This window comes from Flavobacterium glaciei, from assembly GCF_003350545.1.
GTDB classification, from domain to species: domain Bacteria; phylum Bacteroidota; class Bacteroidia; order Flavobacteriales; family Flavobacteriaceae; genus Flavobacterium; species Flavobacterium glaciei.
This window is the reverse complement of sequence record NZ_QQBA01000009.1, coordinates 107,937-133,017: the sequence shown is the minus strand read 5'-3', so window position 1 is coordinate 133,017 and position 25,081 is coordinate 107,937. Positions and strand designations below refer to the sequence as shown.

Here is a 25,081-nt window from a genome sequence, read left to right as displayed (position 1 = left end):
TACTATTGCAAAATGGTGAAGGGCTGCAAGGTTTATTTAAACCCAATCACCTCAAACTTTCCATTGTTAATGTTGTGCAGTAGTACCCCATTGTCATAAACTTGCAAATTCATTTCGCCTTTAGTGACTTTTTCTCCGTTGATGATTGTATGTTCTTTAATGGTATAACTGCCTGTTGTTTGAAATTTTTTCCAATCAATTGGTCGGACCCATAATAACTGAGTTGCTCTAAATATGCCTATGTATTGCTCTAAATCTATTCTGTTTTCGATACTGTTTTTGTTAAAGGTGTAGGTTCCAATGTCTAAATTCCATAAATTTTTATTTGATTTAAAAATGGTGCAATTTCCATTATCAGAGTAGAAATAAAACTGATAGGGGGCTTTTTTTAATACTGAATCAAAACTTGAATAAGATAAATTGGTTGAAAATTTTAGATTGTTTGTTTCAAAATTTAGGTCTGAAATAAAACTAGTGCATTCCGTGTTTCTGACGTCTTGAATGGTTATTGTACCTTCTATATGTTTTCTTTTTTTATCAACATCCAATTCGTCACTATAAGATTGCTCCAATAGTTCTCCTTTAAAATTAAAATGCAGATAATTTTTTGTTTGATCGTATTCAAAATTGGTAATTGTCATTAATCCTTTGGGATTAAAATCGGCTGTTTCAAAATGCATATTTTCATTGCGATAGTCATAAAGTGTGATGTTTTTTAAAGCTCCATTTTTAGTAAGTCGGAATTCAATTCTAAAACCCAAATTATTAGAGCTATCATATTTACAGCTAGCGAATACACCATTACAACTTTCATTAGAACTTATAGAACTATTTGTTAATTTTAAATTTTCATTATCTATTGTAATGTCAAGTGATTTGTTAATTGCCTCTGCTTTAATATCGTCTTTATCACACGAGTATAAGACTAAGAATAGAAGTATTGAAGCTACATTCATTAAAAATCTCTCGAAGTATTTACTTCGAGAGATTGTATTTATTATATTTACCATTGTACTTGTATTGGTCTTAGTTGAAATTCTACTTTACCAGTATTGTACTCTCTTGGTATAATTTGTCCTGTGTTTGGATTTTTGTTTACGACATTATCGTAAAAAGGGACTACTACATCAAATAAATTATTGCTTTTTGTCGTCTTTTTGATAGTATAGGTGTTTGATTGTGACTCTTCAAAAGAAATACCAAATTTCAGACCTACTTTAACAATTTCACCTAATGTTGTGTCTAAATTAAGATTTGTATTGAATTTTTGACTTATAACTTGTTGATCAGTAATTTCTAATGGATCATCCACTTCTTCGAATGAAAATTTCCATTCATTTGCAAATCTATTTAAGTCCCAAGTTTGAAATTGCAATAATGTACCAAAATTATTATTTAAAAAATTAATTGTTTTTGAGCTGATTATGGTAGTTTTTATATATGTTTTTTTGAAAGGCCAGTTAAATCTACTATATGTCTCATATTTTAATTCAAACAAATCTGATGGTTTTGCCGAGAATCCTTTTGTGTCTGAAGCTCCTAAATTAGAAGTTTTTGCTCCATAGTAGCAGTAAATTAAAAATTCAAAATTACCATCTGTCCATCCAGAAGAATCTCCCAATCTGTAATCTGTGACTTGTTTTGGATCTTCTATATTTGCGATACTATTAAATGACACTGCTGGATCGTTACCAGATAATTTAAAAGTAGTTATATGTTCTCTATACTTCCCTCCGCTTATAGCCCCTGACTGTTTACTTGGAGTCAAACCATAATAAATATTATCTCTCTGCCAACCACCTGGTCCGTATTCCTCCCACACGTTGTAGGAGTCTATTAAGAATTGGTCAATACCGTCATTATTTACAATTGGGGGATTATTGGTCGAAGTATTTGGATCAAAATTATCATCAATATATTCAAAGTCTTCAAAACCTACATAAGCTTGTTTTGAGTTCATAGCTACACTGCTGTTATTTTTTTTTACTCTCACTCTTTCATTTTCTTTGATTACAATAATAGGGAATCCAGGCGTTAATTCTGCTTCTATTACGTAATTATTTCCTTCTCGACCAATAACAGGAATGTCATTAGTAGTATTCAAACGAAATGCCACATCAGGTACTTGAGTTTCATCGTTAACATCCCAATTTTCAGCGGAAAAGTAGCCTAACGGTAATTCTGGAACAAATATGGTTAGTAGGGGTATTTTCTGTTCAATTTCAATCAGCTCTGCTTCATTTTTAAAAAAAGGAAGAATAGCATTTCTAAAAGTAGAAGCTTGTGATGATTTACTTAATATACTTTTATCTGTTTTTCCATTGTTTTTACCAGTGTAATCAGTAGGTGTTATCCTTTTATTTTTCACCAATTGATAAATTACATCATAATCTTTATCAAATTGTTTTAAAGCTTCTTCTTTAACCAATCGACGTAAATCTTTGTTCGCAAATAATGCTTTTGCTAACGATTCGGCGAATTTCATTTTTAACTGTCCATTTTCATCCATTTTTATGGAATTAAAAGGGATTTCTGCTTTTAGTGTATTTTGTGCTTGAGGAGTTGTAAAATCTTCACTGCTACAACTGGTAGCTAGGATAGTTATACATGTGAGCCATGCAAATGGTTTGAATAATTTTTTTTTCATGTTTTTAAATTAGTTTTTTAATACTTTAAAATGTTTTTTGAAAAATAATAGTATTTAATACTTCTAAAACAGTAGCTACTGCATTTTTATAAAGTCAAATTTACTTTCAGTAACGTCTTACTAAAAACCAATTTGTTTTTCTAATGCCAAAACTAGAGCGATAAAAATTCTTACACAAACAGTTGTTATTTGAATTCGCGGAATTCCGTGTCCGAATTACTTGAATTCAGTATCGAAATTCTTGAATTTCGATAAAAAAATAGTTTACTAAAAGAATAAAGTCATTATGTACTGTAAATTTATTATTAAAAAAAAATAAATTCGTTTTGAAGAAGGACTTTATACAGTAGGTTTGATTTAGGAAAATTAACGTAGAAAAATTGAAGTAGAAAAATTAAAAAAAGCTATGAACTGATTTATTAAAAGGAAAATTACAAAACCCACTATTAGATTTTTTAATGAGCACATTTATATGATGATAAATCGACAATATATCTCAAAGCAAAGAATGTATGATTTGGTAATTTACGACCATATGTGTAAGTACTACAAAATGATGGGATATCGACATAGATAATTAAAAAGAATTGTAATAAAATATTAAAAATAATAAACTACGACATATCATTTATATTTCAATAGTCACCATGCTGTATTTTCTCAAGTCAACTAAAAAATGGTTTGAAATTGTCCACTTAAGATTAAAAATTAATAAGCTTTTTAACAACTAGCATTGATGGGATTTAAATCAAATTAATTTAAGTACAATATTCTACTAAATCGACAACCTCAATTTCTTTAAATCCTGCATGAAATGGTTCGTAAATAGTTCCGTAATGCCCACAGAAAACTCCATTAGAAATAATGGAGTTTTTTTATGTCTTTTTTAAAATCTTGAGTGATAAAATAGTTGATTCACAGGATTATGCTCTATCATTACTCTTCAAGCATCTTCCCCTTGGCTCATCACCTTCATAAAGCACAATTTCAGAATGTAAAAACTGTGCTGCAGCAGCAGAGTCATTCACTTTAGTAGCACTGCGTTCTAACATTTCGGTTTCAAACTCAGTTAATACGCTTTCTCTTATTCCAGCTTTTCTCCATTGAGACAAAGGCCTACAACCTCTTGTGATTACGCGAGCCAATGATAGTGCATCTAGCAATGCTTGATTTGCACCTTGTCCTTTGAATGGACTCATAGGGTGTGCTGCATCTCCTATCAACGTTACTTGTTGTCCTTTTGCTAACAGTTTTGACTCGAGTAATTCCCGGTCATAGACTGGATAACCAGAAATCTGAGCTTCTAGGGTCGCTTCTAAAATCTGAGGGATTGGATTGTGCCACAAAGTTCTATTACGCGCTTCTTCCTTGAGTGCTTTAGGACCTTGCAAACTTAACGCCTTGGCATCATCTTCTAACATTGGGAAGCTCAATTGCCACATCACAGAGCCTGAATCATAAGGCATAATATAGATTCGTTCGTTACCATTAGCAGTTTGAAATACAGTTGCTGAATCCAGTAAAGGACTATTAAGTTTTTCGAGTGCTTTTAAAGGACAGATGCCCAATATCACAATGCAGCCAAGGTAACGTAACGGGGTTGTTTCTTCACCAATTAGTAATCTGCGCACTGAACTGCGAATTCCATCAGCTCCTACAATGAGATCCGCTTTTGTATTCTTGATTTCCCCATTCACTTTAAAACTTAGATTGACACCTTTGTCTTCACATTCTTTAAAACTTACTAATTGGTGTCCCCAATGTATCATTTCAGGTCCACCAAGTTGTTGCAGTAATGATAATCGCAGAGATTGTCGAGCGATATGGATATTAGTTCGTTTTTGAAAATTTTTCGATTCTGATTGAATCCACTTTCTAATTCCCCATTCGCCAATAACTTTTCCATCAGTAGTATGAACTAAATGTCTTGTTGAAATTATCCCTTCTTGTAATGATATTATACCCAATCCTTCAATAGCTTTACTGGCTTGTTGTAATGTAAGTCCGTATCCTTGTGATCTAGCTTCGAAATTATCATCTCGCTCATAAAGGGTAAAAGGAATTCCGCGATGCAAACAAGCTACAGCCAGAGCTACTCCGCCAATACCACCACCAATAATAGCAAGGTGTGGGTAGTTTTCTGTATCAGCTGCTGGAGGATTTATAGCTGGAATTAAACCTAATCCAGAACATTTCAAGCAGGAGTGAAGGTGTCCCTTAGGAGGAGTTGGAGCAGCTTCTTCGCTATTAGTTTTATTAAAGTTGTCTAATTTCAGCTGGTATTGGAGTCGTGCTTTTTTGGTTAGCCCCCGACTTTTCTTTCCTCGTCCTTGACACTCTAAGCACATGGTCCAACTTCCTTTTTTATTTTCCAATTTTTTACTTCTTGTTAATTATAATTCAACAAATAATATCCTTACTAAAAAACGGAGCAGGTAAAGTTGATGCCGTATTAAAAACTAAACTATTGATTATGTTCATAGGTAATTCAAGGAAATCGAACATAAGAAATATTCATTTTCAGCTTTTTATTGCTTATAAAATTTATCTGATTTTAAGACAATAGAATAACAACACAAAATTACTTTTTTCAAATTAGAATAAAAAGGATTGCTAAATGCTATTTTTTTTAATTTTCATGCAAATGTTAAAAAAATGGTTTGCAAAAAGCTTTGCATGGTTTATAAAAGCGAAAAAACATCAAAAGATCTTTGAATAAGATTTTTGATACGTTAAAATTCCCAGGAATGATATATGTTTACAACTCAGTGATTGATAAAGTTTATCAGTGTTTTGAATTATTTCCTTCAGTTGTGGAGGAACACAATGTAGTATTATTTTCTGGAATTAGAATTCATACTGTTTTACAATACAGTCGCTGTTTCTTCAAAAATATCTTTACTATTATCAGGTTCATTGATGGGTAAGGTAAAGTAAAAAGTAGATCCATTGCCTTCTTCACTTTCGACCCATATTTTACCATTATTTTTTTCTAAAAATCCTTTTACCAGCAATAATCCAATGCCGGCTCCTTTATTTTCTTCAACTGCTTTAGAAAGAGATTTAACTTGCGGAGCAAAAAGTTTATCCATTATTTCTTTTGACATCCCCTTTCCTGAATCTTTGATCACTATAATCATCATATCATCACTCTGCTTAGCTGAAAGGGTAATTTTGCCTCCGTTATGCGAATGTTTAATCGCATTCGAAACTATATTTTGCAAAATAGAAAGCAACATTTTCTCATCGGCAAACACATTGCAATTTTCTTCTATTTCACTGTGAAGATTTATGGTATTGATTGATGCGGTCTCTTTTAATGAATCAAAAACTTTTTGTACATAATGCACTAGTTCTATTTTAGTGGGAACAAATGCTTCTGCAGCATACTTTATCCTTGTCCATTCAACTAGATAATCTAACATATTGAGTTCGTTTATCGTAGCTAGATGAAATTCTTTCAACAATTCTTTTGCTAAAGCAGGTTTTATCGTGTCGAAATTAGCTTCTAAGTATTGAGCTCCCTGAATAATACCTGCAAGTGGACTTCTTAAATCATGAGACAAAATTGCGAGTACATTTTCCTTATGTGCATTGAGTTCTTCCAGCTCTTTTGCATATTTTTTTATTTCGTCTTCTGATTTTTTTTGGGCAGTGATATCGCGCAATATTTTAACAAATCCTATAATATCATCGTCCTCGTCTTTCAACGGAAATACTAATCCGTCTGCAAAAAATGTTTTTCCGTCCCTACATACATGCCATCTTATATCCGTTGATCTTCCTGTTTGTCTTGCAAGATCAATTTCGATTTGTGGAATTCCAGCTTTTTTATCTTCTTTTGTAAAAATGGTTTCAAAGGGCTTCCCTATAATTTCATCTGTTTCATATTGAAATATATTTGTGGCCCCGGAATTCCAACTGTTAATATTTAAATCTGTATCAACTGTAAAAATGGAATATTCCTCCAAACTATCAATTATTTGGCTATAAAATTCTGCTGTAGGAACGTATTGTTCTTTAAGAACTTTCTTAGTTTGTGATGTTGACATTTTTTGGATTTAAAAGATAAGGGATAAAAGTTTTAAACGCAAATATCTTTTTTTAACTGTAAAATTTGTTACACAATTCTATCTAAATGTTGCATAATTCATTTACTATTCCTGTTGGACTTAATATATTTTTCATAAAATAAACAACATAAATTGTAGTCATTGTTTATTTTTAAAAGCAAGAATAAGAATATTGCAGAACGAATTTCTGCTTGGTACAGCATTTCAAATAGTCCTATGAAAGTAATTAAAATTAAAATAATCTTTTAAACTTTTTTAAACCCAAAAAGTATAATTCAAAATTTAAATAAGCCAGTTATATATGTATTAATCACTAAAGAACAATTCCTTAAACATTGTTTATCAATCATATAAAGTCCATTACTGTTTATGGAGTTTTGTATTTCTCATATTTATGATTTTTGTAATTTATCCTAAATCTATCATCATTAATTTGATTTTATTGAATAATTCTCCAACACCTAACGCGGCCCAAATAATAAAAATAACCAACATAATTTTTAGTACAAGGTGAATTGAAAATCCTGTTATTTTCTTAAAAGTAAAATGTGATGGTGGGAAATAAACCAATGAAAGTAGAATGAGGAAAATACCAAAACCTAAATCATTTCCCCAAAAAGAATTTAGAAATCCAATTGCTAATACAACTATCCCAAATAGCCAACTCAACACATTCCAAATATTCGATTTAATATCCATATTTTTAAATTATCTGTTTCCTAATTTTTTTTTCATTTACTGGTTTAAAGACTTTATTAATAAAAGTAAGGTCTAGTTAAATTCAAAATATAGTTTCATTAAAAGTTATAAATATAAATATAATTGTCGTTTTTAAAATTGTGATTTGCTTATTGATATAAAATTGTAAAAATAATTAAAATAGTGCGTTTTTACTTGTTAAAATTAATTAATCATTATAAATCTATAACCATTTTGGCAATGTTCAATTACTTAAAATAGTTTGAACCTGAAACGTTTTGAATTTAGATAAGCATTCGTATTCTGAGGAGTATTTTTTTAAGTTTCATCAATCCAGTGTCAAAGCACCAAGAATTTCTTCAGACATAAAAGGCCCACCAGGGTATTTAGCTGTATAATCCAGATTCATCCAGATTTGTCCGCGCTCGTCTACGTGATAATGAAGTTTTTGTTTATTGCTTTCATTTACAAATAGTACATTCTTAATCAGAAAATTGACTTTTTCTAAATCAGTTAGAGTGCCTATCAGTATTTCGGGATAAATATGTCCAGTGGTATGAATTAATCGGGGAGTACCTCCAATAGACTTGATTGCAGCTGCCATGAGTATCGAATGATCATCACAATCTCCAGATAAATAAAGCAGTGATTCTGTCGCTGTAGCGATATAATCACGCGCTTTTGGGTCGCTTACATAGTTCCATCGATAATTTATTTCCTTAAAAACGGCAAAACATTGTATGATGGTTCTGTAATCAGAATATCCTTTAACATCCTTAAAATGTTTAGAAGTAGCCATAATAGCAAAATTTCTGATTTTAGGATTTTGATATTCTATAGCATTGATTATTTTTGATTTATTGGGAAACGGAAGCAGTTTTGCAATGATGATATCTTGTGGATATGGATTATCTGACATCGTATACAAAATTGAATTATAATCTTCAAAAACGCTGTTAAAACCATAGTTTCCTATAGTAGAACCGTAAATCAAAACCAATAAATAAAGAATAGTACAAAAGAGGATAATTGTTCTTAATAATCTAAGGATGATTTGAATAATTACAATCATCACTAAAAAAAGAACGACTCTGTCAATATTTAAAAACCAGTTTGGGTTAATTAAATTTTGATGAACTATAATAAATAATGGAATAGCAATTAATATATTCAGGATAAAAATAATAACGTCATCCCAAGGTTTTTTGACCTGGAATCGTTGTTTAATACCCTGAAAATTAATTTCTTTTATTTTTATCATAGTAAAAATAAAAACAGTACTCTAGACTATTTTTACAATATCCTCAAAAGTACCTTTTTTATCGATAATTTTAAGTTGAAAAAGTTGATTTTGAACTTTGTTTAACATTTTAGCGGATAATGGCTTTTGCGACCAATGCGTTAATGATAGCCATTCTTGAATATCTTCAACTTTTTGATGGAAGTTTAAAGCCAGCGTTTTGTCAATACTTGGAATATCTTTAAAATCCTCTGTAGTTTGATTAATGATTTTTAGAATTTTCGAAATTAGTACTGAATCATTTTTCAATACTTCCTCTCTAACTGCAATAACAAAGCAAGGCCATGGGGTTGGGCAATCTGCAATTCGTCTAAAAATTCCTTTATCGACTAAGGGTTTAGTCATAAAACGCTCCCACATAAAATAATCAGCGGTACCGTTTGTCAAGGCTTCAACTGCACCATCTATAGTATTTACAATCTCAAATTGAAGAGAATCAGTTTTCCATCCTTCATTATCCGCATTAACATATGCCATTAATTGCGAACCAGAACCCAATCTGGAAATAGCAACTTTTTTGTTTTCTAAATCAGCTAATGTCTTATAATTTGATTTTGCTGCTACATGAATCCCCCAAATTAAAGGACTTTCTACATATACTTGAACAATTTTGCTTGGGTTTCCTGCAACGATATCTTTTACGATACCTTCGGTTAGGATTACGGCAATATCAGCTTCTCCAGCACGAAGCATTTGGCACATTTTTCCGGTTCCTTCGGGAACGTCAGTCCATTGTAAATCTATATTTTCTTTTTCGAAATCACCATTTTCTATGGCTAAATGCCAAGGAAGGTTGAAATGTTCTGGTACTCCAGCTATTTTTATTGTAGTCATTATAAGTTGGGATTTTTTAATTCGTACCAATTCCATGATACATCGTTTTCTAAATATGTATCGGTCATTTTAAGTCCAATATTTTGTAATATTTTGTTTGAAGCGATATTTTCCGTGTGTGCTGCGGCTTCCATTATTTCAACTTTCATTACATTAAAACCATAATCCAGCCATGCAAAACTAGCTTCACTAGCATATCCTTTTCCCCAGAATTTCTCGTTCAACCGATAGCCAATATCGTAGAAATTAATTTTATTATTGACCATTTCGGTGTTGTATTTTAATCCAGCCCAACCAATTAATTCATTAGTTTCTTTCAAAATAACAACAAATCGTCCAATTTTATTTTGAACATACTGCTCTCTAACAGATTTGATATACGCATGTACTTCGCTAATATCCGTTAATGGTTTGTTCCAAAGATATTGATGAACTTTAGGATTGCTATCCATTTCAAATAAAGCTTCGGCATCAGAAATTTTCATTTCTCTTAAAATTAATCTGCCGGTTTCTAAAATAAGATTCATGTTTTACTAAAATTTAATGGTTCCCGATTTAGCCCTGATGGTAACGTAAATCCTATTGCGCCGGGGTTCGGCGGAATAGATTGCAGTGTACAGCAGGAAATAGCTCCAAAAAAAGATGAATTTTCTACTATTGATTCGCTAACTTATCTAATGTATACGCAATCAATTCATCAACGGCTTTGTACGGATCTTCACTAAAATTTCCCGAAGCACGATTGGCAATAATAGCGTTAAGTGATAATGCATTGTGTCCTAAAAGTGCTGAAAGTCCATAAATTGCTGCGGTTTCCATCTCTAAGTTTGTGATTTGGTTGTCGCCAAATTCAAAATCATCCATTTTAGCATTTAATGCTTCATCTTGAATATTCAAACGTAAAACACGACCTTGTGGTCCATAAAAACCACCTGCAGTTGCGGTAATTCCTTTATGCATTTTGTCGCTCTCAATTATTTTCTCTAATTTTTCTGAACAAGCTATAACGTATGGTTTTCCTTTTCTTGCATCCCAATTAGTGTGTTTTACAAAAGCATCTTCTATTTCCAAATTTGAAACTTCATCAATCAAATAGGAGCGAAGCATATTGTCTAGCCCTAACCCAAATTTTGACATTACAAAACTATCTACTGGTATATCCGCTTGCAAAGACCCCGAAGTTCCTATTCGGATGATATTTAATGAAGTCAATTGTTGTTTTGGTTGACGGGTTTTTAAATCAATATTAACTAAAGCATCTAGTTCGTTGATGACGATATCAATATTGTCAGGACCAATTCCTGTGGACATTACCGTAATACGTTTCCCTTTGAAAACTCCAGTTTGAGTCTTGAATTCTCTTTTTTGGGTAGAAAATTCGATGCTGTCAAAAAACTGAGTGATTTTCTCTACACGATTTTGATCTCCCACAAAGATGATATCGTGTGCAATATGTTCGGGTTTTAAATTTAAATGGTATACGCTACCGTCCGGATTTAATATTAATTCTGATGATTGTATCATTTATTTTTTGTTTAATGTTTAAGGTTTCAGGTTGCTTAACTGAATATTAAAACTGAGACTGTTCACCATCAGCCTCCAACACGTTTTACTTTAAAGCCTTTTTCTTTTAAAATAGTCATAATTTTATCACGATAATCCCCTTGAATAATGATAGAATCATCTTTGAAAGTACCGCCAACACTCAATTTGGTTTTGATTTCTTTGGCAAGAATTTTAAAATCCTCGTCACTTCCTTCATAGCCTTCTATTATTGTAGTCGCTTTTCCTTTTCGTTTTTCGAATTTACAAATCATTGGCTCTTTTTGAACGTATAATTTGTGTACCACTTCTTCAACCGGCTCTTCAGGTGATGGTTCGTGATCAGGAAAAAGATTTTTTAATTGGTCTTGTAAGTCCATAACTTTAAATATTTTGAACGCAGATAATACTGATTTAAATTGGTAAAAAACAAAAGACATTAAGCATAAACTTAATGTCTTTTAGTATTTGACGTAAATTAAGTTTACTTTTTAATAAGACCTAAATCCACTAAACGCTCGTATAAATAAGCTCCTGCAGTAATGTCTTCAAATTGTTTTGGATGGTCTGCATCAATACAATTTTCTAGACAATCTAATTTCATATCGCTCACAGGATGCATAAAAAACGGAATAGAATAACGGGAAGTTCCCCATAATTCTCTTGGTGGGTTTACCACTTGATGAATCGTAGATTTCAATTTGTTATTGGTATGACGCGACAACATATCGCCCACATTTATAACTAATTCATCCGGTTCAGCAATGGCATCAATCCAATCTCCGTTATGATTTTGCACTTGCAACCCTTTTCCTTGCGCACCCATCAATAAAGTAATCAAATTGATATCACCGTGAGCAGCAGCGCGAATTGCATTTGCTGGTTCTGAGGTAATTGGTGGGTAATGAATAGGTCTTAAAATTGAATTTCCGTCTTTCGCATATTGGTCAAAATAAAATTCATCCAAACCAAGGTGTAATGCCAAAGCTCTCAAAACATAAACTCCTGTTTTTTCCAGCATTTGGTAGGCTTCTTTACCTACAACATTAAAACGGGGAAGTTCTTTCACTTCAACATTTTCTGGATACTCTGAAGCGTATTTTGAATCTTCAGACACATATTGTCCAAAGTGCCAAAATTCCTTCAAATCACCTTCTTTTCGGCCTTTAGCATGTTCTGTCCCAAAAGAAACATACCCTCTTTGTCCGCCTATTCCAGGGATTTCATAACTGTGTTTAGTTTCTAAAGGTAAAGCGAAAAAATTTCTGATTTCACCATACAATTCATCAACCAACTGGTCGTTTAAAAAATGCCCTTTGAGTGCTACGAAGCCAATATCTTCAAATGCACTTCCGATTTCATTTACAAATTTTTGTTTACGTTTCGGGTCGTCCGAAAGGAAATCACGCAAGTCAACACTAGGAATGTTTTGCATACTTTTAAATATTTTTTAATAACTTGAAGGTTAAAAACCTTGCGGATACAAATGTAAAGAATAATTTTATATCAGAATTTTAAAATTTATAAACTATATAAAAAAATATAACAAAATAATACAAAACTGTTATATTTTTTTATCTTTGAACCATACAATAAAACAGAAAAAATGACCTTTGACAGAAAAAATCTTACGGACAATCAATTATTAGATTTATATAAAAGAATACTAAAACCAAGACTTATAGAAGAGAAAATGTTGATTCTTATCCGTCAAGGAAAAGTATCAAAATGGTTTTCTGGTATTGGTCAAGAGGCTATTTCTGTTGGTGTTACAGCAGTTTTAGATACTGATGAATACATCTTACCAATGCATAGAAACCTTGGTGTTTTCACCGGAAGAGACATTCCGTTGTACCGTCTTTTTTCGCAATGGCAAGGCAAAGCCAATGGTTTTACTAAAGGTCGTGATCGCAGTTTTCACTTTGGAACACAACAATACAAGATTATTGGAATGATATCGCATTTAGGTCCGCAACTAGGCGTTGCTGATGGAATCGCATTGGCCAATAAACTTAAGAAAAACGGAAAAGTTACCGCAGTTTTTACTGGAGAAGGAGCTACAAGCGAAGGTGATTTTCATGAAGCTTTAAATATTGCTTCGGTTTGGGAATTGCCGGTTATGTTTGTCATAGAGAATAACGGTTATGGACTTTCGACACCTACAAACGAGCAATATCGTTGTGAAAACCTTGCTGATAAAGGAAAAGGCTACGGAATGGAAAGTCATATTGTAGATGGGAATAATATTCTAGAAGTATTTAATTTATTATCTGAATTAAAGGCTTCGATGAAAGAAAATCCACGTCCGGTCTTATTGGAATTCAAAACCTTCAGAATGCGCGGGCATGAAGAGGCGAGTGGGACCAAATATGTTCCTCAGGAATTAATGGATATATGGGCAATTAAAGATCCAGTAGAAAATTATAAAAAATATTTAACTGAAAACGGAGTTCTTACAGCTGATTTTGACGCTGCTTTACATGCTGAAATAAAGAAGGATATTGATGAAAGTCTGGCTATTGCCAATGCCGAACCGGAGATTGAAGCTTCTTTAAGTGAAGAGCTAAATGATGTTTACAAACCACATGTATTTGAATACGTTAAACCTTCAGAAGAAAAAGAAAATATTCGTTTTATAGATGCGATTTCGGCCAGTTTGAGACAATCAATGGAACGTTATGAAAATTCAGTAATAATGGGTCAGGATATTGCTGAATATGGTGGTGCTTTTAAAATTACCGATGGTTTTGTTGCGCAGTTTGGCAAAGAGCGTGTCCTTAATACACCAATATGTGAAAGCGCAGTGGTTTCGGCAGGAATGGGATTGTCTATTAATGGCTATAAAGCGATTGTGGAAATGCAGTTTGCTGATTTTGTTTCGACAGGATTTAATCCAATTGTCAATTTATTAGCTAAATCACATTACCGTTGGTTAGAAAAAGCAGATGTTGTAGTTAGAATGCCTTGTGGTGGAGGAACACAAGCGGGACCTTTTCATTCGCAAACCAATGAAGCTTGGTTTACTAAAACTCCTGGACTAAAAGTAGTGTATCCAGCATTTCCTTATGATGCAAAAGGATTGTTGAATACGGCTATAAATGATCCAAATCCGGTACTATTTTTTGAGCACAAACAATTGTACAGAAGCGTTTACCAAGATGTACCTAAAGACTATTATACGATTCCATTAGGAAAAGCGGCTTTGTTAAAAGAAGGAAATGATGTTACTATTATTTCATTTGGAGCAGCTGTTCATTGGGCTTTGGATACTTTAGCAAAAAATCCAGATATTTCGGCTGATCTGTTGGATTTAAGAACTCTACAACCATTAGATACTGAAGCTATTTTTGCATCAGTTCAGAAAACGGGGAGAGTGATTATTTATCAGGAAGATTCAATGTTTGGTGGAATTGCAAGTGATATTTCGGCAATGATAATGGAAAACTGTTTTAAACACTTAGATGCTCCTGTAAAACGAGTAGCAAGTTTAGATACTCCAATTCCATTTACAAAAACTTTAGAAGATCAATATTTGCCAAAAGGTAGATTTGAAAATGATCTGAAAGAACTTTTGGCATATTAATTTATAAGTTTTTAATTGGGTTATTTTTAGGATTTTAATTCTAAAAATAACCTAATATCCAATAGATAATTATAAAAATTAGAATTGTACCAAAGCAGCCACCGCCTAGTTTTTTAGCACCGTAACCTGCTAATATAGTTTTGAAGAATCCATTCATGATTTTAAATTTTTAAGTATTCTCTAAATGTAATGAATATTTTATTAACGCAGTATTTTAGTTTAGTTTGAAAAGTATTTTCTTAATATGAGCTAGTTTTTAAGTAAAAAGTGTTTTAATGTCTAATTTAGTTTAAAGAATCATATTTTTTTTAAACTAAAATTTTATCGATTAATCAATTTGGCTTTTTCTTTAATAATATCACTGATTTTTCGGTTTTCAATTTTGCTTTCGAGCCAAGAAATAATATCAAGATAAAGAAAAGCTCTTTTTTCATAAGTATTTTTCTCTAATTCAATAAAACGCGCTCTCATTTTAACAAATTCCTTTTTGATATCTGTAGGATAAATGGAGTTTAAATTCTTCAAAAACTTAATGATTTCCTTTTGTACTTCATGTAAATCATTCATTTTGATTAGGAACTTGTAGGTATTCTTTAATTGATTTTCCAGATAATAATCTTTACCTAATTCGTAATGCGCAATCAAACAGAGTAATCTGGCAAAACACATTAAATCTTCTCGCATTGAAAGATTTTTATTGTTTATGATTTTTTCTAGATAAAAGATGCAATCCGCATATTTTTCATTCCCAAAATAAATGGACGCAAATTTATAATAGAACAACATTTCGTGATGTTCATCAAGATGGTCTGAGTGGATTTTTAATTTGTTTAATACTTCAGGAATTAAGTATTCACTTTCGGCAAAAGTACCTTCAAGAATATGGTAATTCAATTTATTATTATATACATATAGAAATGACAAAGACGCAATATTATCATTAACTGGGAAATTGGAATCTTTGATAGTTTTTTCCAGCAGCTCTAAATACTTTTTAAATTTAGATTTGTATTTCAACATGTATAAAGATTCTAATAAATAATGGTTTCCTTTTAAGAAAAACACTGGATTTAAATGAATCATGCTAGGATTATCATAAAACAATGTTACCCATTTTAAAGAATATTTATAGCAGGAAAGAAAATCTTGTACCAGAAAACTCCTCCAAAGATTGGCGTTATAAAACCAGTATTTTTCCCTAAATCCGAATTTTTTCTCATCAAATTTAGATATGTGTTTATGGAAGTAATTATCAATATATTTATATTCTTCGTCACTTTTTACATAACCGGTTTTAAGCATTATCCCATACAATTGAAGGGATAAGTTAGATAATTTACTGGAAATGGTATTACGGTAATTCAGCTCTTTGGCTTGCACCACCAGTTCATCAGCGCGTCCTTGAATACTACGTGTTATGTATTGTGATTCAATAAGTTTTTCGAATTCTACAATTTCATACGCCATTAGTTTTTCGTCATTCTCAAGTGCTAAAATTTTTGTTTTGTCCAAAATTTTTAAGCTCTGCTTGTATAAACCTTTATTGTATAATATGGTAGCAAAATCAATTTGTTCTCTAAGCTGATACCTAATGTTTTGGCTTGGAATATTCAATCTAATACTTACTAAAATTTGCTTGTACAAGTAGGATTTAAGATTGGATAATTGTACTTTTTTTATGATACCACTTTTAAGAATAAGTTTCTCATCATAGACTTCTGATTTGTCTAAAATATTGAATAATTCGATGAATTTTGTATTAGAACTGGTTTCTAATCGGCTGGCAAAAATCTTGAATTGTCTTTTTTCAGATTTTGAGAGGGATTTTATTAATACAAATAAGAAATCTTTTTGATGGTTAGCCATTGTAAAATATATTGATTCAATTCGCTATTAATCAATAAGTTATAAAGTTATTGGTCGCTTTATAAGCAGTATATTTAATTAAATTGAGTTTTATTATAAAGTATTGAAAGATATTTTTGTTTCCAAGATGTGAAATTACATTAAATAAATGAAAATGAATAGAGAGAAAGTTCAAATTTTTGATACCACTTTAAGAGATGGCGAACAGGTCCCAGGATGTAAGTTAGATACCAAACAAAAACTAGTTATAGCAAATCGACTGGACGAAATGGGTGTTGACATTATCGAAGCTGGTTTTCCTGTTTCTAGTCCAGGTGATTTTTTATCTGTTTCAGAAATTAGTAAAGTTGTAAAAAACGCAGTTGTTTGTGGATTAACAAGAGCAGTAAAAAATGATATTGATGTTGCTGCAGAAGCGTTAAAATATGCAAAAAGACCCCGTATACATACAGGAATTGGAACTTCAGAATCGCACATTATACATAAGCTAAATACAACAAGAGAGGATATTATTGCTAGAGCAAAATTTGCTGTTTCACATGCTAAATCATATGTTGAGGATGTTGAATTTTATGCAGAAGACGCCGGTAGAACGGATAATGAATTTTTGGCTCGAGTCTGTGAAGAAGTGATTAAATCAGGAGCTACTGTACTTAATATTCCAGATACAACTGGGTATTGTTTGCCAGAAGAATATGGTGCAAAGATTAAGTATTTAAAAGAAAATGTCAAAGGAATTGAAAACGTAATCTTGTCCTGCCATTGTCATAATGATTTAGGAATGGCTACTGCCAATTCTATTGCAGGTGCAATAAATGGAGCTAGACAAATAGAATGTACGATTAATGGAATTGGTGAAAGAGCCGGAAATACTGCTCTTGAAGAAGTGGTGATGATTTTCAAACAACATCCGTATTTGAATTTAGATACCAATATCAATACTCGTCAGCTGAATGAAATGAGCCGATTGGTTTCTGAAAGTATGGGAATGATGGTGCAACCCAATAAAGCAATTGTAGGAGCAAATGCTTTTGCACACAGCTCTGGAATTCATCAGGATGGTGTAATAAAAAATAGAGCGACTTATGAAATTATGGACCCTTTAGATGTAGGAGTCAATGAATCATCTATAGTTCTTACAGCTAGAAGTGGTAGAGCAGCATTAGCCTATAGAGCAAAAAAAGTAGGGTACGAACTTACAAAAGTACAATTGGATGTTGTTTATGTGGAGTTCTTAAAATTTGCCGATATTAAAAAAGAAGTTATTGATGATGATATTCATCAAATTATTGAAGTATGTATAATGAATAAGGAAATGCTCCTTAACTAAAATATTTTGATTTCAAATTAAATCTAAATCTTATTATTATGAACTTAAAAATAGCAGTTCTTTCTGGAGATGGTATAGGTCCGGAGGTAATATTACAAGCAAAAAAAGCATTAAATGCTATTGGTGTGGTTTTCGATCATGAGTTTGTTTTTGAAGATGCCCTAATTGGTGCTATTGCTATTGAAAAAACAGGAAATCCTTTACCGGAACAAACATTGAATCTATGTTTGAATACAGATGCAATTTTGTTTGGAGCTGTTGATGATTCAAAATATGATACTTATTCAGATTCTAAGTCACTCCCTATACAAGGATTATTACAATTGAGACAAGCACTAGGATTGTATGCTAATATAAGACCTATAAAACCATACAACGACTTATTAGATTTATCTCCTTTAAAAAGAAAAATAATTGAAGGCGCTGATTTTATAATATTCAGAGAAATTTCTGGTGGATCTTATTTTAGTGAGAAAAAAAGCAACGAACAAGGAACTTTAGCTTCTGATTTATGTGAATATTCCGAAGAAGAAATAATAAGAATCAGTCATTTGGCTTTTAGAACGGCTCAGAAAAGAAAGAAAAAGGTGACTTTGGTTGATAAAGCCAGCATCTTGGAAACGTCAAGATTGTGGAGAAAAGTAGTGACAGAAATTGCAGAGGGATATCCTGATGTAACCTTAGAATTTCTTTTAGTTGATAATGCTGCTATGCAAATCATAATTAATCCAAAACAATTTGATGTCATTTTGACCGAAAACCTTTTTGGGGATATATTATCAGATGAAGCTAGTGTTATTACGGGTTCAATAGGATTATTACCATCAGCTTCTTTAGGAAATTCAAATGCACTTTTTGAGCCTATTCATGGATCTTATCCAGAAGCTAAAAGAAAAAATATTGCTAACCCTATTGCTTCAATAGTTTCGGCGGCGATGCTTTTGGAACATTTTGGTCTTCATATTGAATCTCAAAAAGTATACGAAGCAGTTCATAAAGCAATAGAATTAAATGTCGTCACTGCTGATTTGAATCCTTATTCAAAATTTGGCACTAATGAAGTAGGTGATTTTATTTCAAATTATATTTTGAGTAAAGACGACTTGTACTTTAAGAGTGACAATGTTTATCTAGGACAATCCACCATTGTTTAAAAGTAGATAAATGACCTTTTAAACTTTTAGAAAAAACAAATTACCAACAAATTAATACATAATGGAATTAAATAAATACAGTAAAACCATAACACAGGACGAAACACAACCCGCAGCACAAGCCATGTTCTATGGTATCGGATTGACTGATGAAGATTTAAATAAAGCGCAAGTAGGTATTGTAAGTATGGGTTATGAAGGGAATACATGCAACATGCACTTAAATGATTTGGCCAAAGAAATTAAAAAAAGTGTTTGGGCAGCAGATTTAGTTGGTTTGATTTTTAATACCGTAGGCGTTAGTGACGGAATGTCAAATGGAACTGAAGGAATGCGTTTTTCTCTTGTTTCTCGGGATGTAATTGCTGATTCTATTGAAACTGTTATGGGAGCTCAATGGTACGATTCTATGATTGCAGTTGTTGGATGTGATAAAAATATGCCCGGATCTGTTATTGCCATGGGAAGAGTAAATCGTCCATCGATTATGGTTTATGGAGGTACAATTCATTCAGGAAAATGGAAAGGAGAATCCTTAAATATAGTTTCTGCCTTTGAAGCTTTGGGGAAAAAATTTAGTAACACGATTACTCCCGAAGATTTTAAAGGAGTTATAAAAAATTCTTGTCCAGGTGCAGGTGCTTGCGGTGGAATGTACACTGCAAATACGATGTCATCAGCAATTGAAGCGTTAGGAATGAGTTTGCCTTACAGCTCTTCAAACCCAGCATTAAGCCCAGAAAAGCAACAAGAATGTTTAGATGCTGGAAAAGCAATTAGAATTCTTTTAGAGAAAGATATCAAACCAAGAGACATTATGACTCGTAAAGCATTTGAAAATGCTATTACAATTATTGCTGTTTTAGCAGGTTCTACTAATGCCGTAATGCACATTATTGCGATGGCTCATTCTGTTGGAATTGAAATTACTTTAAATGATTTTCAACAAATAAGTGATAGAACACCAATTCTGGGAGATCTTAAACCTAGTGGTAAGTACATGATGGAGGATTTACATGCTGTGGGTGGAGTTCCAGCAGTTATGAAATATTTACTAAAAGTAGGTCTTTTACACGGAGATTGCTTAACGGTAACTGGTAAAACAGTGGCAGAAAATTTAGAAAACATAGCTGATTTAACAGCGGGTCAAGATGTAATCCATACAATTGATAACGCACTTAAATCTAGTGGTAATATTCAAATTTTGTACGGGAATTTAGCTTCCGAAGGTTGTGTAGCTAAAATTAGTGGAAATGAAGGAGAATATTTTGAAGGAACAGCAGTGGTTTTTGAAAGTGAATTTGATGTAATCCCTGGAATACAGAATGGATTAGTTCAGCCCGGAAATGTGGTTGTGATTCGCTATTGTGGTCCAAAAGGTGGTCCAGGAATGCCAGAAATGTTAAAACCAACTTCTGCAATTATGGGTGCTGGATTAGGTAACTCGGTTGCTTTAATTACTGATGGAAGATTTTCTGGAGGCTCTCATGGATTTGTTGTTGGGCATATTACCCCAGAAGCACACGATGGTGGAGGTATTGCACTCATTAAAAATGGAGATGTAATAACTATTGATGCTGTAAATAATACCATCAATTTAAAAATTTCAGATGAAGAATTCAACCAAAGAAAATTAAATTGGGTTCAACCTCCATTGAAAGTGAATCAAGGTGTTTTACTTAAATATGCACGATCGGTATCTAGCGCATCAACAGGATGTGTAACAGACAAATAATAAATAACAATATCAATTGCAATACCAGTGAAAATCGCAACAATCAGTTTAACAATAAAATTGATTTTTGACATTGATATTGATTTTTTTGAAAAAAAATACAACATGAAAATATCAGGAGCAGAGGCAGTTATAAGATGCTTATTAGCCGAAGGAGTTGACTTAATTTACGGATATCCAGGTGGGGCTATCATGCCTGTTTATGACGAATTGTATAAATTTAAAGATGATTTGCATCATGTACTTGTGCGCCACGAACAAGGTGCTACTCATGCAGCTCAAGGATATGCTAGAGCAACAGGAAAAGTGGGAGTGGCGATTGCAACTTCTGGTCCAGGTGCCACAAATTTAGTTACCGGAATTGCTGATGCGCAAATAGATTCAACTCCTATGGTTTGTATCACGGGTCAAGTAGGGAAACATTTATTGGGTTCTGATGCTTTTCAAGAAACGGATATCATCGGTATTTCAACTCCTGTGACCAAATGGAATTATCAAATTACAGAAGCAAGTGAGATTCCAGAAATTATTGCAAAAGCATTTTATATTGCTAAATCAGGTCGTCCCGGTCCGGTTTTAATAGATATTACTAAAAATGCTCAGTTTGATGAAATGGAGTTTAGCTACGCAAAATGTACTAGTATTAGAAGCTACAATCCGAAACCAGTTTTAAATATTGATAAGGTTAAGGAAGCAGCTGAAATAATTAATACTGCTAAAAAACCCTTTATCATTTTTGGACAAGGTGTAATTCTTAGTGAAGCGGAAGCAGAATTAAAAGCATTGGTAGAAAAATCAGGTATTCCAGCTGCTTGGACTATTTTAGGACTTTCGGCTATGCCAACAGATCATCCTTTAAACGTAGGAATGGTGGGAATGCACGGAAATTATGGCCCTAATGTTTTGACCAATGAATGTGATGTTTTAATAGCACTTGGAATGCGTTTTGACGATCGTGTTACGGGAAATTTAGCTACTTACGCCAAACAAGCCAAAGTAATTCATTTTGAAATTGATCCTGCCGAAGTAGATAAGAATGTAAAAACAGATGTAGCGGTATTAGCAGATTTAAAAGAGTCCTTAACGGCCTTACTTCCTCTTATTGAAAATAATACTCATGAATCTTGGCACAATACATTCAAAGAAAAATACGAACAAGAGCTTGAAGCAGTTATTAATGAGGAGCTGCAACCTATGAAAGATGGGATTTCAATGGGAGAAACTATCGAAATGATTAATAAACATTCTAAAGGTGATGCCATCATGGTTTCTGATGTGGGACAACACCAAATGTTTACTTGTCGTTATGCGAAGTTCAATTCGACTAAAAGTAATGTAACATCAGGTGGTTTAGGTACTATGGGATTTGCATTGCCTGCTGCAATTGGAGCTAAAATGGGAATGCCAAATCGTGAAGTAGTAGCCATCATTGGCGATGGAGGTTTCCAAATGACTATCCAAGAACTTGGAACTATTTTCCAAACTAAAGTTCCTGTGAAAATTGTGGTCTTGAACAATGAATTTTTAGGAATGGTGCGTCAATGGCAACAATTGTTTTTTGACAAAAGATACGCTTCTACAGAAATGATCAATCCTAATTTTATAGCCATTGCTGAAGGCTATTATATCAAAGCGAAAAAAGTAACCAAAAGAGAAGATCTTGATGCTGCCGTTGCCGAAATGATGGCTTCAAAAGAGTCTTATTTCCTAGAAGTTATGGTAGAAAAAGAAAATAACGTATTCCCAATGATTCCTACAGGAGCATCGGTTTCTGATATCCGATTAAGTTAATATTATGGAAAATAAAACATTCACCATTTCTGTTTATTCAGAAAACAACGTTGGCTTACTTAACAGAATATCAGGAATATTCTTGAAACGCCATATCAATATTTTGAGTTTAAATGTATCCGAATCTGAAATTGAAAATGTTTCTAGATTTATTATTGTAGTTAACACAACCGAAAAATGGGTACATAATATTGTAGGACAAATCGAAAAACAAATCGAAGTCATCAAAGCATTTTATCATATTGATGAAGAAACTATTTTCTTGGAAAATGCATTATTCAAAATTGAGTCAAGCTTACTTTTTGATGAAAAGCAAATTCAAAATATAATTAAAGAAAGTCATTCCGAAATAGTTACGGTTTCAAGAGACTTCTTTGTAATCTCAAAATCAGGACAACGTGCTGAAATAGAATCGTTATACGAAAAATTGAAACCTTTTGGCATCATGCAATTTGTACGCTCTGGAAGAATTTCAGTTTCCAAATCAAAAATGGAAATTTCATCATTATTAGAAGAACTTAAACAGTAATCAGCGTTCAGTCACAGTTTGCAATTATCATCTCGAACGCAGTCGAGAAACAGTTTTCTATTTTTAGAAAAATAAATTTTCAATAACAAAATTTTACAATCATTAAATAATAAAAAATGGCAAATTATTTCAATTCATTACCACTTAGATTACAATTAGAACAATTAGGCGTTTGCGAATTCATGGACCAATCAGAATTTGTAAATGGAATAAAAGCTTTAGAAGGAAAAAAAGTAGTCATTGTAGGATGTGGCGCACAGGGTTTGAACCAAGGTTTGAACATGAGAGATTCTGGATTGGATATCTCTTATGCTTTGCGTGCTGAAGCAATTGCACAGAAAAGAGCTTCTTTCATGAACGCCGCTGATAATGGATTCAAAGTGGGAACGTATGAAGAATTAATCCCAACAGCTGATTTGGTTTGTAACCTTACACCAGACAAGCAGCATACTGCAGTAGTTACCGCGATCATGCCTTTGATGAAAAACGGTTCAACATTAGCCTATTCTCACGGTTTTAATATTGTCGAGGAAGGAATGCAAATTCGTAAAGACATCACTGTAATTATGTGTGCACCAAAATGTCCAGGATCTGAAGTTCGTGAAGAATATAAAAGAGGTTTTGGTGTGCCAACTTTAATCGCGGTTCACCCAGAAAATAATCCAAACGGAGAAGGTTTTGAACAAGCAAAAGCCTATGCAGTTGCTACTGGTGGTCACAAAGCTGGAGTGTTGAACTCATCCTTTGTGGCCGAAGTAAAATCGGATTTGATGGGAGAACAAACCATTCTTTGTGGAATGTTACAAACAGGTTCTATTTTATGTTTTGATAAAATGGTTGAAAAAGGAATCGAACCAGCATATGCATCAAAATTGATTCAATACGGTTGGGAAACAGTAACTGAAGCCTTAAAACATGGTGGAATTACAAACATGATGGACCGTTTGTCAAATCCTGCAAAAATTGAAGCCTATGAATTAGCAGATGAATTAAAAGACATCATGCGTCCGTTGTTTCAAAAACACATGGATGATATTATTTCAGGTGAATTTTCAAGAAACATGATGATTGACTGGGCTAATGACGATATTAATTTATTGACTTGGAGAGCTGCAACTGCAGAAACTAACTTCGAAAAAACAGCACCAACAACTGCGCATATTTCAGAACAAGAGTATTTTGACAATGGAGTTTTGATGATTGCAATGGTAAAAGCAGGTGTAGAATTAGCTTTTGAAACTATGACACAAACAGGAATCATTGAAGAATCAGCGTATTATGAGTCTTTACATGAATTGCCTTTGATTGCCAATACTGTAGCTAGAAAAAAATTATATGAAATGAACCGTATCATCTCCGATACAGCAGAATATGGCTGTTATTTATTTGACCATGCATGTAAACCGTTATTAACTGATTTCATGAAAACGATAGATACTAATGTGATAGGAAAACCTTTTTCAACTTCAAATGGAGTAGATAATGCTGTTCTTATTGCTGTAAACAAAAGTATTCGTCAGCATCCTATTGAAGAAGTAGGCGAGTGGTTGAGAGAATCAATGACTGCTATGAAAAAAATTGGATAAATAATATTTTAAGAATTACACACATGAGGGTGTGCTGGGATTAGCACCATATTATTTGATTTCATAATATTTTGAATTAGTTATTGAAGTTATTATAAAAAAAATAAATAGATATGGTTGCTTGTACATTCACTTAACTTTAAAAGAGCTTAAAGTTGAGTGAAGTAGTCCCTTTTAAAATTAGAATAGTTAAATTATATAAGTTTATTTTTTTGATAAACTATGTTGATAAATTAGTATTTGAATTCCTTGGTTGGAACGTGATAGTTTTGGTTGATTATTGTTCATAATATCATCGTTTTTGGTACTATAATAATTGTTGTTAAATTTTGTTGATACAAGAGGTGAGGTAGATTTACATCTATCTCGCCTTTTTGTTTTTAACTTATTTTGTGAAAAACAGTAAAAATCA

19 protein-coding genes are annotated in these 25,081 nt (G+C 32.5%); 7 read left to right on the top strand and 12 right to left on the bottom strand.

Annotated features, from left to right (window positions below; translation table 11 throughout):
- Positions 1–32 precede the first annotated feature (32 nt).
- The 11 genes from DFR66_RS09565 to DFR66_RS09515 all read right to left on the bottom strand — a co-directional run bounded on the left by DFR66_RS09565 (position 33) and on the right by DFR66_RS09515 (position 12,530).
- Positions 33–1,010, bottom strand: a complete 978-nt coding sequence (locus DFR66_RS09565) for a hypothetical protein (RefSeq protein ID WP_146841154.1) — start codon at positions 1,008–1,010, stop codon at positions 33–35.
- A complete protein-coding gene (locus DFR66_RS09560) occupies positions 1,004–2,647 on the bottom strand; it encodes a hypothetical protein (protein WP_114754612.1) in 1,644 nt (547 codons plus the stop codon). The genes DFR66_RS09565 and DFR66_RS09560 overlap by 7 nt, the downstream gene beginning before the upstream one ends.
- A gap of 923 nt (positions 2,648–3,570) precedes the next feature.
- A complete protein-coding gene (locus tag DFR66_RS09555) occupies positions 3,571–4,995 on the bottom strand; it encodes an FAD-dependent oxidoreductase (protein WP_114754634.1) in 1,425 nt (474 codons plus the stop codon).
- A gap of 516 nt (positions 4,996–5,511) precedes the next feature.
- Positions 5,512–6,699, bottom strand: coding sequence for a PAS domain-containing sensor histidine kinase (locus DFR66_RS09550; RefSeq protein ID WP_114754611.1), 1,188 nt, complete (start codon positions 6,697–6,699; stop codon positions 5,512–5,514).
- Positions 6,700–7,128: 429 nt separating this feature from the next.
- Positions 7,129–7,419: a hypothetical protein gene (locus DFR66_RS09545; RefSeq protein ID WP_114754610.1), complete on the bottom strand. Its 291-nt coding sequence runs from the start codon at positions 7,417–7,419 to the stop codon at positions 7,129–7,131.
- 328 nt (positions 7,420–7,747) lie between these two features.
- Positions 7,748–8,680, bottom strand: a complete 933-nt coding sequence (locus DFR66_RS09540; RefSeq protein WP_114754609.1) for a transglutaminase — start codon at positions 8,678–8,680, stop codon at positions 7,748–7,750.
- A gap of 21 nt (positions 8,681–8,701) precedes the next feature.
- Positions 8,702–9,553, bottom strand: coding sequence for a substrate-binding domain-containing protein (locus tag DFR66_RS09535; RefSeq protein WP_114754633.1), 852 nt, complete (start codon positions 9,551–9,553; stop codon positions 8,702–8,704).
- Positions 9,553–10,080 carry a GNAT family N-acetyltransferase gene (locus DFR66_RS09530; protein WP_114754608.1) on the bottom strand — a complete coding sequence of 176 codons (528 nt, stop codon included), beginning with the start codon at positions 10,078–10,080 and terminating at the stop codon, positions 9,553–9,555. Before DFR66_RS09530 ends, DFR66_RS09535 begins: the two co-directional genes overlap by 1 nt.
- A 127-nt stretch (positions 10,081–10,207) precedes the next feature.
- Positions 10,208–11,077, bottom strand: coding sequence for a nucleoside phosphorylase (locus DFR66_RS09525; RefSeq protein ID WP_114754607.1), 870 nt, complete (start codon positions 11,075–11,077; stop codon positions 10,208–10,210).
- A 68-nt stretch (positions 11,078–11,145) separates the two neighbouring features.
- Positions 11,146–11,475 carry a translation initiation factor gene (locus DFR66_RS09520; RefSeq protein ID WP_114754632.1) on the bottom strand — a complete coding sequence of 110 codons (330 nt, stop codon included), beginning with the start codon at positions 11,473–11,475 and terminating at the stop codon, positions 11,146–11,148.
- A 104-nt stretch (positions 11,476–11,579) separates the two neighbouring features.
- The gene (locus DFR66_RS09515) at positions 11,580–12,530 is read right to left on the bottom strand and encodes an isopenicillin N synthase family dioxygenase (protein WP_114754606.1); all 951 of its coding nucleotides are present in this window, start codon (positions 12,528–12,530) and stop codon (positions 11,580–11,582) included.
- Between the two features lie 171 nt (positions 12,531–12,701).
- Here DFR66_RS09515 and DFR66_RS09510 point away from each other — a divergent pair, with 171 nt between their 5' ends.
- Entirely contained in the window at positions 12,702–14,678 is a 1,977-nt protein-coding gene (locus DFR66_RS09510; protein WP_114754605.1) for an alpha-ketoacid dehydrogenase subunit alpha/beta, read from the top strand.
- A gap of 321 nt (positions 14,679–14,999) precedes the next feature.
- Here the strand turns inward: DFR66_RS09510 and DFR66_RS09505 are convergent, their stop codons facing one another.
- Positions 15,000–16,544, bottom strand: a complete 1,545-nt coding sequence (locus tag DFR66_RS09505; protein ID WP_114754604.1) for a hypothetical protein — start codon at positions 16,542–16,544, stop codon at positions 15,000–15,002.
- A gap of 154 nt (positions 16,545–16,698) precedes the next feature.
- Between DFR66_RS09505 and DFR66_RS09500 the strand changes: the two genes are divergently transcribed.
- From DFR66_RS09500 to ilvC, 6 genes are all read left to right on the top strand, one after another.
- Entirely contained in the window at positions 16,699–17,874 is a 1,176-nt protein-coding gene (locus DFR66_RS09500) for a 2-isopropylmalate synthase (RefSeq protein WP_114754631.1), read from the top strand.
- 38 nt (positions 17,875–17,912) lie between these two features.
- On the top strand, positions 17,913–19,028 hold the full coding sequence (gene leuB, locus DFR66_RS09495; RefSeq protein WP_114754603.1) for a 3-isopropylmalate dehydrogenase: 1,116 nt from the start codon (positions 17,913–17,915) through the stop codon (positions 19,026–19,028).
- 61 nt (positions 19,029–19,089) lie between these two features.
- Positions 19,090–20,763, top strand: coding sequence for a dihydroxy-acid dehydratase (gene ilvD, locus DFR66_RS09490; RefSeq protein WP_114754602.1), 1,674 nt, complete (start codon positions 19,090–19,092; stop codon positions 20,761–20,763).
- Between the two features lie 105 nt (positions 20,764–20,868).
- Positions 20,869–22,554 carry a biosynthetic-type acetolactate synthase large subunit gene (gene ilvB / locus DFR66_RS09485; protein WP_114754630.1) on the top strand — a complete coding sequence of 562 codons (1,686 nt, stop codon included), beginning with the start codon at positions 20,869–20,871 and terminating at the stop codon, positions 22,552–22,554.
- 4 nt (positions 22,555–22,558) lie between these two features.
- Positions 22,559–23,083, top strand: coding sequence for an acetolactate synthase small subunit (gene ilvN, locus DFR66_RS09480; protein WP_114754601.1), 525 nt, complete (start codon positions 22,559–22,561; stop codon positions 23,081–23,083).
- 116 nt (positions 23,084–23,199) lie between these two features.
- The gene (ilvC, locus tag DFR66_RS09475; protein WP_114754600.1) at positions 23,200–24,669 is read left to right on the top strand and encodes a ketol-acid reductoisomerase; all 1,470 of its coding nucleotides are present in this window, start codon (positions 23,200–23,202) and stop codon (positions 24,667–24,669) included.
- Positions 24,670–25,081 lie beyond the last annotated feature (412 nt).

Bases quoted from the DNA above. Each gene is read 5' to 3' on its own strand.
- DFR66_RS09565 (WP_146841154.1), bottom strand. From the start codon at position 1,010: ATGGTAAATATAATAAATACAATCTCTCGAAGTAAATACTTCGAGAGA.
- DFR66_RS09560 (WP_114754612.1), bottom strand. From the start codon at position 2,647: ATGAAAAAAAAATTATTCAAACCATTTGCATGGCTCACATGTATAACT.
- DFR66_RS09555 (WP_114754634.1), bottom strand. From the start codon at position 4,995: ATGTGCTTAGAGTGTCAAGGACGAGGAAAGAAAAGTCGGGGGCTAACC.
- DFR66_RS09550 (WP_114754611.1), bottom strand. From the start codon at position 6,699: ATGTCAACATCACAAACTAAGAAAGTTCTTAAAGAACAATACGTTCCT.
- DFR66_RS09545 (WP_114754610.1), bottom strand. From the start codon at position 7,419: ATGGATATTAAATCGAATATTTGGAATGTGTTGAGTTGGCTATTTGGG.
- DFR66_RS09540 (WP_114754609.1), bottom strand. From the start codon at position 8,680: ATGATAAAAATAAAAGAAATTAATTTTCAGGGTATTAAACAACGATTC.
- DFR66_RS09535 (WP_114754633.1), bottom strand. From the start codon at position 9,553: ATGACTACAATAAAAATAGCTGGAGTACCAGAACATTTCAACCTTCCT.
- DFR66_RS09530 (WP_114754608.1), bottom strand. From the start codon at position 10,080: ATGAATCTTATTTTAGAAACCGGCAGATTAATTTTAAGAGAAATGAAA.
- DFR66_RS09525 (WP_114754607.1), bottom strand. From the start codon at position 11,077: ATGATACAATCATCAGAATTAATATTAAATCCGGACGGTAGCGTATAC.
- DFR66_RS09520 (WP_114754632.1), bottom strand. From the start codon at position 11,475: ATGGACTTACAAGACCAATTAAAAAATCTTTTTCCTGATCACGAACCA.
- DFR66_RS09515 (WP_114754606.1), bottom strand. From the start codon at position 12,530: ATGCAAAACATTCCTAGTGTTGACTTGCGTGATTTCCTTTCGGACGAC.
- DFR66_RS09510 (WP_114754605.1), top strand. From the start codon at position 12,702: ATGACCTTTGACAGAAAAAATCTTACGGACAATCAATTATTAGATTTA.
- DFR66_RS09505 (WP_114754604.1), bottom strand. From the start codon at position 16,544: ATGGCTAACCATCAAAAAGATTTCTTATTTGTATTAATAAAATCCCTC.
- DFR66_RS09500 (WP_114754631.1), top strand. From the start codon at position 16,699: ATGAATAGAGAGAAAGTTCAAATTTTTGATACCACTTTAAGAGATGGC.
- leuB (WP_114754603.1), top strand. From the start codon at position 17,913: ATGAACTTAAAAATAGCAGTTCTTTCTGGAGATGGTATAGGTCCGGAG.
- ilvD (WP_114754602.1), top strand. From the start codon at position 19,090: ATGGAATTAAATAAATACAGTAAAACCATAACACAGGACGAAACACAA.
- ilvB (WP_114754630.1), top strand. From the start codon at position 20,869: ATGAAAATATCAGGAGCAGAGGCAGTTATAAGATGCTTATTAGCCGAA.
- ilvN (WP_114754601.1), top strand. From the start codon at position 22,559: ATGGAAAATAAAACATTCACCATTTCTGTTTATTCAGAAAACAACGTT.
- ilvC (WP_114754600.1), top strand. From the start codon at position 23,200: ATGGCAAATTATTTCAATTCATTACCACTTAGATTACAATTAGAACAA.